Origin of the sequence: Aeromonas sp. CU5 (assembly GCF_002586745.1) — a bacterium.
Classification (GTDB): domain Bacteria; phylum Pseudomonadota; class Gammaproteobacteria; order Enterobacterales; family Aeromonadaceae; genus Aeromonas; species Aeromonas sobria.
In genome coordinates this window covers 820540-838451 of sequence record NZ_CP023817.1, presented here as the reverse complement: position 1 = coordinate 838451, position 17912 = coordinate 820540, and the positions used below count along the sequence as shown (strand labels likewise).

Here is a 17912-nt window from a genome sequence, read left to right as displayed (position 1 = left end):
TGCCTCGGCGTATCGGCCCGCAAACCGCTGCACCACAACGCGATTCAGCCCGACAGAGGACCTTTTTATGAAACAGACCCTTGTTGCCCTGACCCTCAGCGGCCTGCTGGCGCTCTCTCCCCTCACCCTGCAAGCGGCCGAGAGTTCGATGCAGATGGAGCGCGACCTCAATACCCTGGTCAGCAAACGCCAGGCGGTGGACATGCTGCTCAGCGAAGCGCTGCAGATATACAAGTCGCCAGCCAAGATCTCCCATGCCGGTTTTACCGCCAAGATGCCGAGCAATATGGAGCTGGTGACCGAGCGGCTGCTGGCCGCCTACCAGCTTGAACCCTACCGCACCGACCTGCTGATCTCGGCGGCCAACGCCCAGATCTACAACGGCAACCTGAGCCGCGCCATCACCTTGCTGGAGCAGGCACAGGCCGTCGCTCCCGATGATCTCGACATCAACAGCTATCTCGCCATCTGGCAGCTGGTGAAGGGCAACAAGGAGGCCTCCCGCAGCTATCTGGCGAAAGTGGCGGATCGCAACGGCGGCCGCGCCGCCGATCTGGAGGAGATCATCGCCCGGGTGCAGCGGATCACCGCCGCCCCGCTGCAGACCGAACTGACCGGGGATCAGCTCAAGGCCACCAGGGAGGGCAAGCGCGCCATCGTCACTCTGGGCTACGCCCTCAATCCCGACGGCAGCATGGACAAGATCCTGCTTGGCCGCCTGCAAACCACCCTGACGCTGGCCAAGGCCGACCCTGAGGCGCTGATCATCCTGACTGGCGGCGTGCCGCAGAACCGCCAGACCGAAGGCAAGCTGATGGCCGACTGGCTGGCCAATCACGGCATCGACCGCAGCCGCCTGATTGAAGATAACTACGCCACCAGCACGGTGGATAACGCCCTCTACAGCGCCTATGCCCTCGCCCGCCACCAGATTGACTATGCGGTGCTGGTGAGCTCAGCCAGCCATGTGCGCCGCGGTCAGACGGTGCTGGAAATCGCCTGCGACCAGATTGGCCCGGCCAACATCAAGGTGGCGAGCGTCAGCTACCCTGACAAACCCCTCGAGGAGCTGGCCACCCCGAGCGAGAGCGAGCTGCTCGGCATCTACCGCGACGCCCTGCGCACCTACGGCATGTGGAGTTACCGCTCCGCCCCCCTGCTGGAGCGTTGATCGGCCATCAAAACAAAAAAGAGAGGGAGGCGTGATGCCTCCCTCTCTTTTTATTGGCCCAGCCGCTTTCCTTAACTGACCATAAAGCCCTGCGAGGGGGCTGCTTTGGGATCGTCACCGAAGCGGTTTGGCCCCTGCTGGCCGTTGCAGACCATAAAGTAGATGAGCACCAGGGTGCCGATGATGGGGATGAGCCCGAGCAGCAGCCACCAAGCGCTGCGGTCGGTGTCGTGCAGGCGACGGGCCGCCACCGCCAACGATGGCAGCAGCACCGCCAGCGAATAGATGGAACTGATCAGCTCCTTGTCGCCGCCAATCAGCTTGTCCACCATGCCGAGCAGCAGCATGACGATGACGTTGCACAGCACGAACATCCAGTATTCGGTGCGGCGAGCCCGCCCGTTGAATACCGCATATTGCTTGAGGACCGAGATATACCAGTTCATTGCGCCTCCAGAATGGCTATCACGCCAGTGAGTAAAAAAGAGAGTCGATAAAACAAGTAGTTAAGATCTTAGCGCGATCATCCCCCCGAGTCGACAGGGATGCCCGAACGCCTCCCAAACTAATCAGCTGCGGCAATCATTGACCGGCCCAAGCCGGGAGATCTGCGCCCCTGCAACAGAGCAAATCAACCCCATCAGCGCATCACTCTCGTCACAAGCAGGAAAATGGTGCTTAATAATCCATTAGCAATCGTATGGACTCAGCGTGAGGATAACGGTAGATTCGGCGCCCAATCCTGAACAGGATCTGTGTCTCCCTCCCATAATGAATCCACTTATTCATTACTTCTCCTAACACAGGGATAGCCATGAGTATTACACGCAGAGATTTTCTCAACGGCGTTGCCATCACCATTGCGGCAGGCATCGCCCCCATCAATCTGCTCAAGGCTGCCGAAGGCGGCAGCACGCTGGCGGATAAAACCCTGGCCTACCCGCCCGCCCTGACCGGCCTGCGCGGCAACCATCCGGGCTCTTTCGAACCGGCCCACAGCATCGCCCGTGACGGCAAGCAGTATGACTTTGCCAATATTCCCCTCGAGGAGGAGTACGATCTGGTGATCGTCGGCGCCGGGATCAGCGGTCTGGCCGCCGCCTGCTTCTATCAGCAACTGCTCGGCGCGGATAAGAAGATCCTGCTGCTCGACAACCACGACGACTTTGGCGGTCACGCCAAGCGCAACGAGTTCACCACCCCCGATGGCCTGCGTCTGGGTTACGGCGGCAGCGAATCCCTGCAATCACCGCGTTCGGTCTACAGCCCGGTAGCGCTGGGGCTGCTCAAGGCGCTGGAGGTCAACATCGATGCGCTGGCCAAAGGGTTCCAGCAGACCTTCTATCCGGATCTGGGGCTGAGCCGGGGCGTCTATTTCGACGAGAAGCACTTTGGCGTCAACAAGATAGTGAACGGGGATCCGGGCCACAACGTGGCGGACGACATCCCCCGCGATCGCCTGAATGGCCGTCCGCTGGCAGAGTTTATCGGTGACTTCCCCCTCGATGATGCCGACAAGGCCGCCCTGCTGGCGCTGCACGAAGCGAAGATCGACTACCTGAGCGGCATGACCCGCGAGCAGCAGGATGAGTGGATCACCCGCAACAGCTACACCACCTTCCTGCGCGACAAGGTGGGCCTGAGCGAACGAGCCATCACCTACTTCCAGCAGCGTACCAACGACTTCCAGGCGGTCGGTATCGACGCCACCGCCTGCGCCGATGCGCGCCTCTGCGCCTTGCCGGGTTTCGACGGCCTCAATCTGACGCCGCTTGATGCCGAGGAGCAGGCAGAGCTGGACGACCCCTACATCTTCCACTTCCCGGATGGCAACGCCGGCCTCACCCGCCTGATGGTGCGCAAGCTCATTCCACAGGTGGCGCCGGGCCACACCATGCAGGATGTGGTGCTGGCCAAGTTTGACTACAGCAAACTCGACCTGCCTGAACACAAGGTGCAGCTGCGCCTTGGCAGCACGGCGCTGCAGGCCAAAAACATGCGCCTCGCCGATGGCAAGCTGGCGGTGGATGTCACCTACATCAAGGAGGGGAAACTGCATCGGGTACGGGCCAAGCAGTCAGTGATGGCGGGCTACAACATGATGATCCCCTACATGGTGCCCGAGATGCCGGAGCCCCAGAAGGAGGCGCTGCGCCAGAACGCCAAGGCGCCGCTGGTCTACACCAAGGTGGTGATCAAGAACTGGCAAGCCTTCGTCAAGCTGGGGGTGCACGAGGTCTACTCCCCGGCCGCCCCTTACAGCCGGGTCAAGCTCGACTATCCGGTCAATCTGGGTGGCTACGAGCATCCCAAGAGCCCGGATCAGCCGATGTGCCTGCACATGGTCTATGTGCCGACCCTACCGGGCAGCGGCCTCTCGGCCCGCGAGCAGTCCCGCAAGGGGCGCGCCATGATCCTCGGCATGCCGTTCGAACAGCATGAGCAGATGATCCGCGAACAGCTGCAGGGGATGCTGGGCAGCGCCGGTTTCAACCATGAGCAGGATATCCTCGCCATCACGGTCAACCGCTGGTCTCACGGCTACTCCTATGTCACCAACACCCTGTTTGATGACGAAGCACAGTGCGAAAAATGGATTGAGCTGGGTCGCCAGCCAATCGGCAACATCACCATCGCCAACTCGGATGCAGGCTGGAGCCCCTACGCCCACGCCGCCATCGACGAAGCGTGGCGTGCCGTCAACGAGCTGGTTGCCCTGAGCAAGGGAGGTGCCCAATGAGCCGCGCCCTGTCACTGACCGCCAGCGCCCTGCTGCTGGCCCTGCCCGCCCTTGCCGCCAACGCAGCCCCCACCATGTCGGCAGGTGAATACGTGGCCAAGCTCGGCGATTGCGCCGCCTGTCACACTAGCGAGATCAGCAAACCGCTGGCGGGCGGCAAAGGGTTCCCGACTCCCATCGGCACCGTATTTGCCACCAACATCACCCCCGACAAGACGCACGGTATCGGCAACTACAGCCTGCCGGAGTTCATCAAGGTGATGCGCGAAGGGGTGGCCCGCGATGGGCATAGCCTCTATCCGGCCATGCCCTACACCGCCTACGCCAAGATGAGCGATAAAGATCTCGAAGATCTCTATCACTACCTGATGCAGGATGTGCAGCCGCTGGCCATCGCCAACAAAGAGAGCGACATCCCCTGGCCGCTCAACATGCGCTGGCCGCTGATGGGGTGGAACTGGCTCTATCACGATGACAGCCGCTGCACCCCGGTGGCCGGCAAGAGCGAAGAGTGGAACCGCGGCGCCTATCTGGTGCAGGGTGCCGGTCACTGCGGCAGCTGTCACACCCCACGCGGATTGGGGATGCAGGAGAAAGCGCTGACCGAGGCGGATCCCGTCTACCTGAGCGGTGCCGCCCTCGATGGCTGGTATGCCCCCGACATTCGCGGCAGCCGTTACAGCAAGCAGGCGCTGATCGACCTGCTGAAAACCGGCCGCAGCCAGCATGAAGCGGTCGCGGGCCCCATGGGGGAAGTGATCACTCACAGCAGCCAATATTTCAGCGACGCCGATCTGGCCAGCATCGCCACCTACCTCACCGATCTCAAGGATGAGCCGGTGGCGGAGAAAGGGGCTCGTGCCTACGCCAGTGCCAGCGGCAAGGCGGACTACGCCATGTACTGCTCCACCTGTCACGGGGTCAACGGCCAGGGCAATGACCACGTCATTCCCTCGCTGGTGAACAACCGTACCGTGCTGGCGGGCGATCCGTCGAGCCTGATCAACGTGCTGCTGCACGGTGCCGAAACTCCGGTCACCCGCGGCCATCTCGGCTACCACATGCCGGGTTATGGCTGGACCATGGATGACGAGCGGCTCGCCGAGCTGGTCAACACCCTGCGCGCCTCCTGGGGCAATGAAGGCACCGCCGTCAAGGCGGCGGTGGTCAAGGCCCAGCGCGAGCTGCACGGCAAGGAGTAAGGGCTGTCAGCTCTCTCTTGGCCAAGTGCCATAAAAAACGGGCCTCCACTGGAGGCCCGTTTGCTATTGATGAACCTTGCTCTGGTGCTTATCCCTTGCGGGATTTGGGACCCGGCAGCGGTGCCGCCGGCTGGCGGTAATCACCATAAGGGAAGATATTGCGAAACCGCTGAGCCACCGGCTCGGGGATGGAGCGGGAGAAGATCAGCTTCACGCCATCGCCATCGCGCTGCCCCACAATGCGCCCGCGCACCATGTCGTGGCGCAGGATCTGCTTGGCGTGCTCAATAAAGGCAGGGGATACTTTGCCCCGCTTGACCACCACCTTGCCGGGAGCAAGGCGGATCTCGAACAAGGCACCACGCCCCAGCTTCATCAACCACCAGATCAGCGCAATCGCCACTATCAAGGAAATCCAGGCCATCTTCATCCCTCCCAAGGTCTTGATATCAGGCAGTATAAGCGGCGGTGCGCCCCGATTGTTTGGCGCCGATCACAGCCCCCGCGTCAGCGCGATACAAGGTCACCCTCAGCAATCCTTGCCCCAAGCCACCAGCGTCTCGCGATAGAGCGCCAGCAGCGCCTGATCCCGCACCGCCACCCCGACCTGCTGGGCACGATAGTCGGCCCAGCCGTCGTGGGGATGGGACTTGCCATCGAATTTTTGCAGGGTATGGCCGATGGCAGGCCCCTCGTTGATGACCCGCACCGGCCCCTCGCGCAGGGTAAAGAGAGTCGGATCTATCACGTAGGCGATGGCGGAGGGATCGTGTACGTGGCAGCCATCCAGACCGATGCGCTCCGAGTAAAAACGCAGGTAGAAACGACTGACATCCCACAGGAAGCGGCCCGGCTCCCCCGCCTTATCCTTGAGATCATCCAGATAGGCGCTGCTGAAGAAGCTCTGCTGGGTCACATCCAGCCCGATGATCACCACCGGCCAGTCGGCGGTAAAGACCCGGTCGGCGGCATCGGGATCGTCGTGGATATTGGCCTCGGCATAGGGGGTGACATTGCCGCGATGGCCGTTGACGCCAAAGGCGCCCCCCATCACCACTACCTGTTTTACCAGCGAAACAATCTCGGGCGCCTGTTGCAGCGCCAGCGCCAGATTGGTGAGCGGGCCGATAGTGACTATGGTGATCTCTCCCGGCGCGGCTTTCACAGCCTCGACCATGTATTGCCAGGCGGGGCGGGGATCCGGCGCGATAGTGACCTCACCCGCCTCTATGTCGCCAAAGCCGCTCGGGCCGTGGACTATGGTGGTGGGGCCGACCGGTTCGCGCAGCAGCGGGGCAGCAGCGCCTTTGGCCACATCCGCCTTCATGCCATATTTCTGCTTGAGCCAGAGGGCGTTGTGGGTGCCATTGTCGATGGTGGCGTTGCCAAAAACGGTGGTGATGGCGAGCAGCTCGATAGCGGGGTGAGCCTCGGCAAACAGGATGGCCATGGCATCGTCGATACCTGGGTCGGTATCGAGAATAATTTTATGGGTCATGAGAAATTCCTACGGTGACAAACCCTGCGACAAAGGGGAGAGTCTACCCGGCTGACGGCCCCTTATCCCGGCATGGGATCACAGACCGGGCCTTTGCCCCGGTTGTGAGGGGGCTCTGGCGACAATCAGCACAAAAAAACGGCGCGACCCTGTTGCCAGCGCCGCGCCATAGAATTGTTCGTTATCTGGCACTGATCTGCCTGACTGCCCCCTCAGTGCTTGCGATGCCAGCGCGGTGAGGTCGCCTTCTCCCCCCAGGGAGTGACACAAGGGAGCAGAGCCCCTTCAATCACCACCTCGCTGCCCGCCAGCGCCTCGGCGATCTTCTGGTGCAGCACCCGCAGCACCTTACCCTCGTGTTCGGACAGAGAGTGGCCGGCAGCAAAAAACTCCGGCTGATATTGTAGTGCCAGCTTCTGGGCAAATTCATAGGTGTTGAAGCAATCCGGCATCCGCTCAACCACATCGTCAAGCCGGGCCAACAAGCTGTTCAGTTCCCTGGTCATCATGATCTCTCCTTGTCGGTTAATAACCAAAACCTACCCCTTATTGGATAAGTCACCAATGAGCAAACCACAAAAATGTGGTGGGGCACACAGTTCTCTCTTGCGTCCTCCTCGCGGTGAGCGGGAAACAGCTTGCCAGCTTTACATTCTTGCAACAAAGCGCTAAATTCAGACCGACTAATCAGTCGGTCACTTTTCATTCGGAGAACAACATGGGTGCGGCGCAGCGTCAACACAATCCAGAAGATATCCTCGCCATCAAATTATCCTTACCAGACCATCTGGCGCGGCTAAAGCGGGCGAGTCTGGCCCACCCCATGCCGACACTGGCCGAGCGAAAAGCACAACTGAACAAGCTCAAACAGGCGCTGCTCGCCAACAAGGGGCAGCTGTGCAAAGCCCTGGCCGAGGACTATGGCCAGCGCAGTGAATACGACAGCCTGATCGCCGATGTATTGCCCTGCATCATGCAGATCAACTACACCCAGAAGCGGCTCAAGCGCTGGATGCAACCTCACCGCCGTCATGCGGGTCTGCTGCTGGCCCCCGCCAAAGTAGAAGTGCACTTCCAGCCGCTCGGGGTGGTCGGCATCATAGTGCCGTGGAATTTCCCGGTGATGCTGAGCCTCGGCCCCCTTATCACCGCTATCGCGGCGGGTAACCGAGCGATGTTGAAGCTCTCCGAGTTCACTCCCCACACCAACACCGTATTGCAGAGCCTGCTCACCAGCGTGTTTGACGAGCACGAAATCGCCATCATCGAGGGGGATGCCCAGATGGCGGCGGCGTTCAGCTCGCTTCCGTTTGATCACCTGCTCTTTACCGGCTCCACCATGGTGGGCAAGCTGGTGATGGCTGCCGCCGCTCCCCAGCTCACCCCGCTCACCCTTGAACTGGGTGGCAAGAGCCCCTGCCTCATCGCCCCCGACATGCCGGTGGCCACCGCGGTCGAGCGGATGATCTTCGGCAAGAGCCTCAACGCCGGGCAGATCTGCGTCGCCCCCGACTATGTACTGCTGCCCCGCAGCGAGGTGGATAACTTTATCGCTGCCTATCGCAGCCACTTCAGCAAGCTCTACCCGCAAGGGCTCAATAGTGCCGATTACGGCGCCATCATCAACGACCGTCAGTATCAGCGCCTCGTCAGCTGGCTGGAGGAGGCCGAGCAGGCCGGGGCCCAGATCCACCCCTGTGCCAGCCCGGCCCGTGACGATCAGCGCCGCCTGCTGATCCCGCACCTGCTCACTGGAGTATCCGACCGCTGCCAGGTGATGCAGCAGGAGATCTTCGGCCCGCTGTTGCCGCTCATTCCCTACGACACCCTGGAGGAGGCGCTCGCCTATGTGGCCGAGCGGCCCCGCCCACTGGCGCTCTATCTGATGAGCTTCGACTCCGAGCTGCAGACACGGGTGACCCGGGAGACCCACTCCGGCGGCATGGCCATCAACGAGAGTCTGTTTCAGGTGGCTGCCGACGATGTGCCGTTTGGCGGCATCGGCGCCTCCGGCATGGGCCACTACCACGGCCACGAGGGGTTTCTCACCTTCTCCAAGGCGAAAACCGTGCTGACCCGCGGCAAGTTCACCACCGGCTCGCTGATCCACCCGCCCTACAAAGGCTGGATCCAGAAGCTGATGATGGCCTTTTTCCTGCGCTGATGGAGAACCACGCCATGAGTCAACCCCCGCAGCAGAAACCGCTGTCACAGCCGATGACCGACAAGCGTCGCCAGATCCTGGATGCCGCCCTCGCCTTGTGTGCCGAAGATGGCCTGCAAGGGGCAGCCACGGCGCGGATCGCCAAAGCGGCCGGGGTCGCCAATGGCACCCTGTTCCACCACTTCCCAAGCAAGGAGGCACTGATCCTCCAGCTCTATCAGGATGTGAAAACCCGGATGGGAGCCGCCATCCATGAAGCAGACCCCACCCTGCCGCTGTACGACCAGACCCGCCACTATTGGCAACTGGCGATGGGGTGGATGCAGGCCCACCCCAACGAGCTCAAATTTGTGTTGGGTTTCTTTCACTCCCCGCTGCTGGCCAGACCGGCTCGCAGTCAGATCTTGCACGAGGCGTTGCGTTTTCTGCCCGCCCTGCTGGCAAAAGGACAGGCCAGCGGCGAGCTGATGAACGCTCCCGCACCACTACTGCTGGAAGTGTGTCAGGGGCAATTTCTTGCCTGTGCCTCACTGTTTGTCGATCAACCCCACCTTGGGCAGGATGCCTACTGGCAAGCCAGTGCATTCGCCCTGTTCTGGTCAGCCATCTCAGGAGCCAATCCCCATGCGCCTTTCCATACCAACATGGAAGTTTGAATCTGCGGCAGCCCTTGGCCGCAGCCTCTGGATCACCACCCTGCTGTGGGTGGTGGGTCGCACCCTCTGCCGCGCCGCCCGCACCGACGAGGCGGTACGACGGGAGCTTGCGCCGCTGCAAGACGGGCAGGCAATCCGCCTTGAAGTCTGCGGTATCGCTTACGCCATGAACATGCACAAGCAGGGTGGCCGCTGGTATCCCGGTGCACCGGTCGCCCCTCATGCCACCCTCCATCCGCTGCGGGTGCGCTTCAAGCATCCCAATATCGCTTTTCGCACCCTCAGTTTTCGGCTCGGGGTCAATCAGGCATTCAGTGAAAACCGGCTGCTGGTGGAGGGGGACCTAACCGTCGCCATGCAGCTGGTGCGGGGGCTGGAACAGTTGCAAGCGCTGATCCTGCCCGCCTTTATCGCGCGCACTTTGCTGCGTGACTATCCAGCCCCGACCAACAAACTCGGTCGGGCCTGCAACATCTATCTGGGTCTGGTGACCGGCTAACGTGCAAGGAGCCTTTAAATGAGCCGCTACTACGATTTTTTCTGCCCGGTCAAACTGTTGGCCGGTGAACAGGCGCTGGAGCAGCTGGCCAGCGAACTGGCCAGCCTCGGGGCACGCCGCCCGCTGCTGCTGACCGACAAGGGGGTCAATGCCACTGGCCTTGCCACCCTGTTGGCCAATGTGCTGGCCGAGGGGGAGCTGCCGGTCGCCGCCATTTGGGACGAGATCCCGGCCGACTCTTCCACCGCCGTGGTGGAGCGGATCGCCAAACGCTACCGCGAGCTTGCCTGCGACAGTCTGGTGGCGCTGGGGGGCGGCTCGGTGATCGACACCGCCAAGGCGGTCAATATTCTGGCATCCATGGGAGGAGAGCATCTGCTCGACTACTCGGGCGCCGGTTGCCTGACTCATGCACTCAAGCCGCTGGCGGTGGTGCCCACCACGGCGGGTACAGGATCAGAAGTGACATTGGTTGCGGTGATCAAGGATGAGGCGAGCGGGCGTAAGGTGCCCTTCACCTCCCCCTTTCTGCTGCCTCAGCTGGCAGTGCTCGACCCGCGCCTGACCCAGGGGCTGCCGCTCAATATCACCGCCGCCACCGCCATGGATGCCATGACCCACGCCATTGAGGCCTTTCTCGGCACAGCCAAGAACCCGGTAAGCGATGCACTGGCACTGATGGCGGTGGAGAAGATCGCCAACGCCCTGCCGCAAATTCTCACCGATCCGCAGAACAAACAGCTGCGGCTGCAGCTGGCGGAAGGCTCTACCCTGGCCGGCATGGCCTTCTCCAACTCCATGGTGGGGCTGGTACACGCCCTCGGCCACAGTCTGGGGGCCCGCTGCCATCTGCCCCACGGGCTGTGCATGAACCTCTTTTTGCCCACCGTGCTCGACTACAACCGCCCCGAGGTGGATAGCGAGTTGGCAAGGCTGCTGTTGCCGCTGGTAGGGGCAGAGCGCTTTGCCGCCACCCCGGCCCACCAGCGGGCCGAAGCGACCATCACCGCCATCCGCACCCTGCGCGATACCTTGTGGCAAGCGGTCAAGCTGCCACGTACTCTCAACGAAGCAGGTGTGAGCGATCGCTCGCTGCTGGGGGAGATCCGCGATCTGGCGATCAACGACGGCGCCATGCTGTTCAATCGTAAAGATGCCGATCGTGAGCAGTTACTTACCCTGCTGGAGCGTGCCTGGGCCTGATCCCGGCACTGAACCTGTGCCCGACTGTCAGTCGGGCACCTTCAATCAGCATCACGATAGCTCCCCTCCCTCAAACCAGATAAACCAATGCCAAAGCGGATGATATTGGCCACGGGCTTTCATTATCTGTTCTATACCTTGGCTAACAGTTATGTTGTCCCGAGAGACCCAACTTTATGCCAGAGGTGCCCACCATGAGCGAGATCATTCATCAGGCCAACCAGCAGCAGTTCATCTGTATGGTGGAGGGGAAAGAGTCGAGACTGCGCTACCGGCGGCTCGATGCCAAGACCATCGACGCCTACAGCACCTTCGTGCCCCCCGAGTTGCGGGTGCAGGGGATTGCCGAACAGCTGGCGCGCGCCTTCTTCAACTGGACTCAGGCGGAGGGGCTCACTATAGTGCCGAGCTGCCGTTACATTGATGTCTGGTTACGCCGCAATGCCAACAACTGAACCTCTGAACACCGCCCTCGAACAGCAATACCAAGCCAAAACAGAAGCCCTGCTGCGGGCCGATCCGCAGCGGATGGCCTGCCTGCAAGCCGCCGCCGAGCTCAATCTGCCCGACTGGGCGCTGGGAGCCGGTTTTATCCGCAATCTCATCTGGGATCACCTTCACCACAAGGCGGTGCCCACCCCGCTCAACGATATCGACCTTATCTATCTCGATAAAAGCGACCCGCAAGGGCTGGCCGAAGCGGCGCATGAAGCCTGGCTCGCCAAACGGCTGCCCGGCCAGCAGTGGGAAGTGCGCAATCAGGCCCGCATGCACACCCGGCAGCTGGTAGCGCCGTTTGCCAGCAGTCTGGAGGCGCTGAGCCATTGGGTCGAAGTGCCCACCTGCATCGGCGTGCGCCTCACCCGGGATGGCGAGTTCGAGTGGCTCGCCCCCTACGGCTTTGCCATCAACTGGTCGCTGCAAGTGAGTGCCAACCCCAGATGTCTCCAGGACAAACAGATTTTTACCCAGCGCATCAAGGAGAAACGCTGGCAGGCTATCTGGCCTGACCTTCAGGTAAACTGGCCATAACCTGATTGCAATCTTTCGATAACCTTGGGCACACTAGGGGAAAAGCTGGTTGTAACTCAATGGGTTAAATAATGCGCGACTTCTTCTCTCTCGAACGCTGGCTACCGGGCCTCGCCGCCCTGCTGCAATACCAGCGCGCCTGGTTGATGCCAGACCTTCGCGCTGGACTCTCCGTGGCGGCCGTGGCGCTGCCCGTCGCCATCGCCTATGCAGAGCTCGCCGGGGTGGGGGCCATCGTTGGTCTCTACTCCTGCATCCTGCCCATGCTGGTCTACGCCCTGTTTGGCACCTCCCGCCAGCTGATTGTCGGCCCCGATGCCGCCACCTGCGCGGTGATTGCCGCCGTGGTGACGCCGCTGGCCGCAGGGGATCCGACCCGTCACTGGCAACTGGTGATGACCATGACCGCCATGACCGGCTTCTGGTGCCTGATTGCCAGCCGCTTCAAGCTGGGGGTGCTGGCGGACTTCCTCTCTCGCCCCATCCTGATGGGGCTGCTCAACGGGGTAGCCATCACCATCATGGTGGGCCAGCTCTCCAAGATCTTCGGCTTCACCTTCAGCGAACGTTACCTGATCGAGCGGATCGCCAGCGGCGCCAGCTATATCACCCAAACCCATCTGCCGACCCTGGCCATGAGTCTGGTGGCCCTGCTCACCCTGCTGCTGGCCAAGCGCTACAAACCGGCATGGCCCTCCTCCATGGTGGCCATGGTGGTGACCGCTGCGCTGGTGTGGGGCTTCAATCTGGGCCAATTTGATATCGCTACCCTGGGGGCGGTGGGCTCTGGCCTGCCAGCGTTCCAGATGCCGGAATTTCCCCCCGGCCTGATGCGGGAACTGGTGCTGCCCGCCCTTAACCTGGCTATGGTGAGCTTCGTCTCCATGATGCTGACCGCCCGCAGCTTTGCCGCCAAAAACGGTTACGAGATAGACGCGGACAAAGAGTTTAGAGCCCTCGGCATGGCCAACCTCGCCTCCGCGGTCTCCCAAGGCTTTGCCATCAGCGGGGCGGATTCACGCACCGCGGTCAACGACGCCAACGGCGGCAAGAGCCAGCTGGTCTCCATCATCGCCGCGGCGGTGATCGCCCTCATCACCTTCTATCTGACGGCGCCGCTCAAATACATTCCCACCGCCGCCCTCGGGGTGGTGCTGGTGATGGCCTCCCTGTCGCTCACCGATTTTCGCGGACTGTGGGCGCTGCGCAACTCCGATCGCTCCGCCTTCTGGCTGGCGCTGATCACCTTTATCAGCGTGCTCACCATGGGGGTGATCCCGGGGATCACCCTCGCCGTGCTGCTGGGGCTGTTCCAGTTCCTGCGCAATGTGATGCGCCCCACCGACCAGCTGCTCGGCATGGATGACGAGGGGGTAGTGCGCACCCTGGGAGACAACGAACAGGCCAAGGCGATCCCGGGCATTCTGGTCTATCGCTTCAACTCGCCGCTGACCTACTTCAACGCCCCCTACTTCAAGCGGCGGGTGCTGGCTTTGCTGGTGCAGGATCCCCACAATCCCAAGTGTCTGGTGATCGACGCGGTGGCCTGCTTCACCCATCAGGACATCAGTGTGATGAGCATGGTGGGGGAGCTGCATAAGGATCTGAAACGGCGCGGCATTCATATGGTGATGGCGGGCCGCCACGGCCAGATGACCCACTGGCTCAAGCAGGCGGGCGTGCGGGTGGGCGATGAGGGGATCATCCTCTGCCCGGATATGTATCAGGCGCTACGCATGACCCGCTGCTACCGCGAGCCGGTGTTCAGGGATGACGAGGTGGTGGAAAGCACGACCGATGCCATCCGCTCCCACTGGCCGCAGGATGATGCCCTGCCCGACTCGGCGCGCCTCACCCTGCCGAGCGAACAGGAGGCGGGCGCTACGCCTGCCTGATCCCTTGGCCCGATCCTCTGGCCGGGCAATCCTGCACAAGGATTGCACCGGCCTTTACCTTGGTGTTAAATGCGCCCCCAGAGGGCACTCCCCCGTGCCCTCCCAGCTGTTGGACATGCCATGCAATCTCAATCCCACGCCGGTCCGGGCACCCTCTTTGCGCTGACCTGGCCGCTTTTTATCGATCTCGCCCTGCACTTTCTGACCGGCGCCCTCAACACTTTCATGGTGGGGCACGTCTCCTATCAGGGGGTGGCCGCGCTGGCGGTCGGCAATCAGGTGTTCGATCTCGCCATCACATTGTTCAGCTTCGTCAGCATCGGTACCAGCGTGGTGATCACCCAGTATCTGGGCGCGGGCGATCGGGAGAAGAGCCGGGTGGTGATCCACACCGCCATCGGCTTCAACCTGCTGATCGGGCTGGTGGCCGCCATCGGCGTGATGGCGGGGGCCAGCACCATGCTGGCGCTGATGAACCTGCCCGCCAACCTGATGAGCGACGCGACGCTTTACTTGCAGATCATCGGTCTCTGCCTGTTGCCGGAGGCCGCGGCGCTCTGTCTGGCGGCCACCCTGCGCGCCCACGGCCACACCCGTCAGGCGATGTATGTGACCCTGATCGTCAACCTCATCACCTTCGTCGGCAACCTGCTGCTGCTCTACGGCTGGTTCGGCCTGCCCCAGCTGGGGGTTGCCGGTGTTGCCATCAGCACAGTCACTGGCCGACTGGTGGGCGTGGTGCTGCTGGTGTGGCTGGTGGCCCGCAAGACCGGCATTCGACTGGTGGTGCGCGATATCGTCCACCCCAGCCGGGAGATGCTGGGCAAGGTGCTCCATATCGGCCTGCCTGCGGCGGGAGAGAACCTCTCCTGGATGCTGCAGTTTATGGTGGTGACAGCCTTTGTCGGATTGCTGGGTGACAAGGCGCTGGCGACCCAATCCTACTTCTTCCAGATCTGCCTGTTTATCCTTCTGTTTGGCCTCTCCATCGGCCTTGGCAACGAGATCATCATCGGCCATCTGGCGGGCGCCAGACAGTTCGATCGCGCCTATCAACAGTTGATCAAAAGCCTCAAACTGGGGCTGGCGGTCACCTGCGTCATCGCCGTGGCGGCGGCCCTCAATGGCCGCACCATCATCAGCCTCTTTACCGATGATGCCGACATCATCACCCAGGTGGCGCAGCTGTTTCTTATCAGCCTTATCCTCGAACCCGGCCGCACCTTCAATCTGGTGGTGATCAACGCCCTGCGGGCCACCGGGGATGCCCGTTTTCCCCTCTACATGGCGTTGCTCTCCATGTGGGGAATTGCCGTGCCACTCTCCTATTTCCTCGGTATCATGCAGGGCTATGGACTGGTCGGTATCTGGCTGGCGCTGGCCTGCGACGAGTGGGTGCGCGGTCTGGCCATGTTCTGGCGCTGGCGCAGTCGTCGCTGGCAAAACAAAATTCTTGTTGAAACAAAAGCGGAATCACAATGAAGAAGATAGGACTCTTGCTGGCTGCCATCCTGCTCAGCCCCCTGGCCATGGCGCAAACTGCCCCTGCCGCTCCCAAGGCTCAAGCCACCCAGACCTGGTATGTGGCCCCCATCGCCATCGATGAAACCAGCGACGCCCAGAAGGCGCTGACCAAGGACTTCATGGCCCAGATGATCAAGACCATCAAGATCAACGAATACCAGACCGGCAAGGCGGTGGGCAACACCAAAAAGCCCAAGTGGCTGATCCGCACCAAGCTGATCCCCGCCAGCAACGAGCCACTGGTCGGCAAGAAGCACCCGCAGGGTCTCACCTACGGCAAGGGCAATCCGACCCATGAGATCGTCGGCGAGCTGCTGATGAACGGCACCCTGGTGGCCCACATCGGCCAGGGCTGGCGCGAGCCTATCGTCCCGGGCACGCCGGTGGCTGACAAACTCTCCATCGCCAACTATCGCTACACCATCGGTGATCAGGCCAAGTCGGCAGATCTGGAAGAGCTGGCCGCCCAGATTGGCTTTGAAGCAGGCAAGGTGATCCACCGCGATGGCAAGCCGCTGCCCGAGAAGAAAAAGAAAAAAGAGCAGGCTGACGCAGAAAAAGAGTAACGTCGCCTGCCCCAGACAAAGGGGCAATACGGCTGTCTCTTATACCGAACTCCCCAAGCATCGCTTGGGGATTTTTTTTACTTTGTCCCCCCTTGCGTGATCTGAGCCTGTCATCGCCTCATCAAACTTCTAACATGCCCTTCACTCAACCAGCACAAGGGAGTTTGGCCACGCGAACCTACCACACTCAGTGCAGCCGTTCGCGCCGCGCGAGCGCAAGGTCGGTGGCATTGCCGACCAACGTATCTGTACCAGTGAAGTCAGCACACGAGGGCTGTGCATTCGATGCTGCTGACTGGCTGGCTGGAATGGCTCCTGCTGACCAGTGAAACCGTGACGACATCAGAGCAGGCCAGCGAGATTATCGGCGACTATGAGCGGCGCTGGCTCATCGAGGATGATCACAAAATCTGAAGAGTGCGGGCATCCGGAGCGAGGGGTTAAAGATGCAGAGCAGGGAGAATCTGACACGGATGTGCGTCATGCTGGCGTTTATCGCGGCGCGATTGCTGCTGTTGCGATGTATCGAAAAGGAACCATCCGCAGCGGGAGAAAGCTGCTGTGGTTGAAGATGGATGAAGAAGCCACTGCCGGGTAAGGCTGTTTTCAGTCAATCTTCCTCGAGCCTTAATACAGCGTGGCTTGCAATAGAAAGAGGGAGGCATCATGCCTCCCTCGCTTTTTAGCCCTGATACTAGGTGGGCTGGAACTCAAATTCTCTTAAGTGAATAGCATTGCGCCTTCAGGCGGCCTTTTTACGAGTCACGAAGAGGCTGAGTCCCATAGAGGCCAGCAGGATCAGCGCAACTACACCAAGCGCAATGCCGGTCGGGATCTTGAAGATATCCAGCAGCAGCATCTTGACCCCGATAAACATCAGGATCAGCGCCAGACCGTACTTCAGCAGAGCGAAGCGATCAGCTACGCCCGCCAGCAGGAAGTACATGGCGCGCAGGCCCATGATGGCGAAGATGTTGGAGGTCAGCACGATGAAGGGATCCGTGGTCACCGCGAAGATGGCCGGGATACTGTCCACCGCGAAGATGAGATCGCTCACCTCCACCAGCACCAGAATAAGCAGCAGCGGGGTGGCATAGCGCACACCGTCACGCCAGACGAAGAAGTTCTCCCCTTCCAGCGTCTCGGTCACCTTGAAGCGACGGCGCATCCAGCCCAGCAGCGGGTTGTTGGCGAGGTCTGGCTCCTTGTCGGCCGCCCACAGCATCTTGGCACCGGTCAGCAGCAAGAAGGCGCCGAACAGATAGAGGATCCAGTGGAACTGCTCGATCAGCCAGCTACCCGCGAACACCATACCGGCACGCATCACGATGGCACCCAGTACCCCGTACAGCAGCACCCGACGCTGCAGCTCGGCCGGAATGGCAAAGTAGCCAAACAGCATCAGCCAGACGAAGACGTTGTCCACCGCCAGCGCTTTCTCGATAAGGTAACCGGTGAGGAACTCCAACCCCTTCTGGTTGGCAATTTCACGGCCAGCGCTGTGATCCAGCCAGAGCCAGATAGCCAGGTTGAAGAGCAGGGCCACACTGATCCAGATGAGGGACCAGACACCCGCCTCTTTAAGAGACACCTTGTGTGACTTGCCGCCACCGACAAAGCGTATGTCTATCCATAACAGGACCAGCACTATGCTGAAGAAACCGGTCCACATCCACCATTCACCCATTTTCACTTCTCCCAAAAACGACAAAACCCACGTCCGAGAGGCGTGGGTTTGCGTTTAGAGCAGATACACCTTGCC

At 61.3% G+C, this 17912-nt stretch carries 17 protein-coding genes and 1 pseudogene; 13 read left to right on the top strand and 5 right to left on the bottom strand.

Annotated features, from left to right (window positions below):
• Positions 1–67: 67 nt before the first annotated feature.
• Positions 68–1171, top strand: coding sequence for a YdcF family protein (locus CK911_RS03875; RefSeq protein ID WP_098969050.1), 1104 nt, complete (start codon positions 68–70; stop codon positions 1169–1171).
• 71 nt (positions 1172–1242) lie between these two features.
• Here CK911_RS03875 and CK911_RS03870 read toward each other — a convergent pair whose 3' ends face one another.
• Positions 1243–1617: a DUF805 domain-containing protein gene (locus tag CK911_RS03870; protein ID WP_098969049.1), complete on the bottom strand. Its 375-nt coding sequence runs from the start codon at positions 1615–1617 to the stop codon at positions 1243–1245.
• A 368-nt stretch (positions 1618–1985) separates the two neighbouring features.
• Here CK911_RS03870 and CK911_RS03865 point away from each other — a divergent pair, with 368 nt between their 5' ends.
• Both CK911_RS03865 and CK911_RS03860 read left to right on the top strand, forming a co-directional pair.
• Positions 1986–3911, top strand: coding sequence for an FAD/NAD(P)-binding protein (locus CK911_RS03865; protein ID WP_098969048.1), 1926 nt, complete (start codon positions 1986–1988; stop codon positions 3909–3911).
• A complete protein-coding gene (locus CK911_RS03860) occupies positions 3908–5113 on the top strand; it encodes a cytochrome c (RefSeq protein WP_098969047.1) in 1206 nt (401 codons plus the stop codon). The genes CK911_RS03865 and CK911_RS03860 overlap by 4 nt, the downstream gene beginning before the upstream one ends.
• Positions 5114–5201: 88 nt before the next feature.
• Here CK911_RS03860 and CK911_RS03855 read toward each other — a convergent pair whose 3' ends face one another.
• The 3 genes from CK911_RS03855 to CK911_RS03845 all read right to left on the bottom strand — a co-directional run bounded on the left by CK911_RS03855 (position 5202) and on the right by CK911_RS03845 (position 7117).
• Positions 5202–5537, bottom strand: a complete 336-nt coding sequence (locus CK911_RS03855) for a DUF3634 family protein (RefSeq protein WP_172953947.1) — start codon at positions 5535–5537, stop codon at positions 5202–5204.
• Positions 5538–5642: 105 nt separating this feature from the next.
• A complete protein-coding gene (locus CK911_RS03850; RefSeq protein WP_098969046.1) occupies positions 5643–6611 on the bottom strand; it encodes a nucleoside hydrolase in 969 nt (322 codons plus the stop codon).
• A 212-nt stretch (positions 6612–6823) separates the two neighbouring features.
• Complete coding sequence (locus tag CK911_RS03845; protein WP_068977287.1) at positions 6824–7117, bottom strand: hypothetical protein; 294 nt, start codon at positions 7115–7117, stop codon at positions 6824–6826.
• Between the two features lie 212 nt (positions 7118–7329).
• Between CK911_RS03845 and CK911_RS03840 the strand changes: the two genes are divergently transcribed.
• The 10 genes and pseudogenes from CK911_RS03840 to CK911_RS21480 all read left to right on the top strand — a co-directional run.
• Positions 7330–8775, top strand: a complete 1446-nt coding sequence (locus tag CK911_RS03840) for a coniferyl aldehyde dehydrogenase (protein WP_098969045.1) — start codon at positions 7330–7332, stop codon at positions 8773–8775.
• A gap of 41 nt (positions 8776–8816) precedes the next feature.
• Positions 8817–9431 (top strand): TetR/AcrR family transcriptional regulator, encoded by a 615-nt coding sequence (locus tag CK911_RS03835; RefSeq protein ID WP_098972433.1) that lies wholly within the window; start codon positions 8817–8819, stop codon positions 9429–9431.
• Positions 9400–9930, top strand: coding sequence for a hypothetical protein (locus CK911_RS03830; protein ID WP_098969044.1), 531 nt, complete (start codon positions 9400–9402; stop codon positions 9928–9930). Before CK911_RS03835 ends, CK911_RS03830 begins: the two co-directional genes overlap by 32 nt.
• 18 nt (positions 9931–9948) lie before the next feature.
• Positions 9949–11133, top strand: coding sequence for an iron-containing alcohol dehydrogenase (locus CK911_RS03825; protein WP_098969043.1), 1185 nt, complete (start codon positions 9949–9951; stop codon positions 11131–11133).
• Between the two features lie 194 nt (positions 11134–11327).
• Positions 11328–11588, top strand: coding sequence for a GNAT family N-acetyltransferase (locus CK911_RS03820; protein ID WP_042021384.1), 261 nt, complete (start codon positions 11328–11330; stop codon positions 11586–11588).
• On the top strand, positions 11575–12165 hold the full coding sequence (locus CK911_RS03815) for a nucleotidyltransferase family protein (RefSeq protein WP_098969042.1): 591 nt from the start codon (positions 11575–11577) through the stop codon (positions 12163–12165). Before CK911_RS03820 ends, CK911_RS03815 begins: the two co-directional genes overlap by 14 nt.
• A 71-nt stretch (positions 12166–12236) precedes the next feature.
• Complete coding sequence (locus tag CK911_RS03810; RefSeq protein WP_098969041.1) at positions 12237–14060, top strand: SulP family inorganic anion transporter; 1824 nt, start codon at positions 12237–12239, stop codon at positions 14058–14060.
• Between the two features lie 120 nt (positions 14061–14180).
• Positions 14181–15542, top strand: coding sequence for an MATE family efflux transporter (locus CK911_RS03805; protein WP_098969040.1), 1362 nt, complete (start codon positions 14181–14183; stop codon positions 15540–15542).
• Positions 15539–16150, top strand: a complete 612-nt coding sequence (locus tag CK911_RS03800) for a hypothetical protein (protein WP_098969039.1) — start codon at positions 15539–15541, stop codon at positions 16148–16150. Before CK911_RS03805 ends, CK911_RS03800 begins: the two co-directional genes overlap by 4 nt.
• A 303-nt stretch (positions 16151–16453) precedes the next feature.
• Positions 16454–16680, top strand: a pseudogene (locus CK911_RS21480) (IS4 family transposase); the annotation flags it as partial.
• A 212-nt stretch (positions 16681–16892) separates the two neighbouring features.
• Here the strand turns inward: CK911_RS21480 and CK911_RS03795 are convergent.
• Positions 16893–17837: a TerC family protein gene (locus CK911_RS03795; RefSeq protein WP_033137996.1), complete on the bottom strand. Its 945-nt coding sequence runs from the start codon at positions 17835–17837 to the stop codon at positions 16893–16895.
• Between the last annotated feature and the right edge of the window lie 75 nt (positions 17838–17912).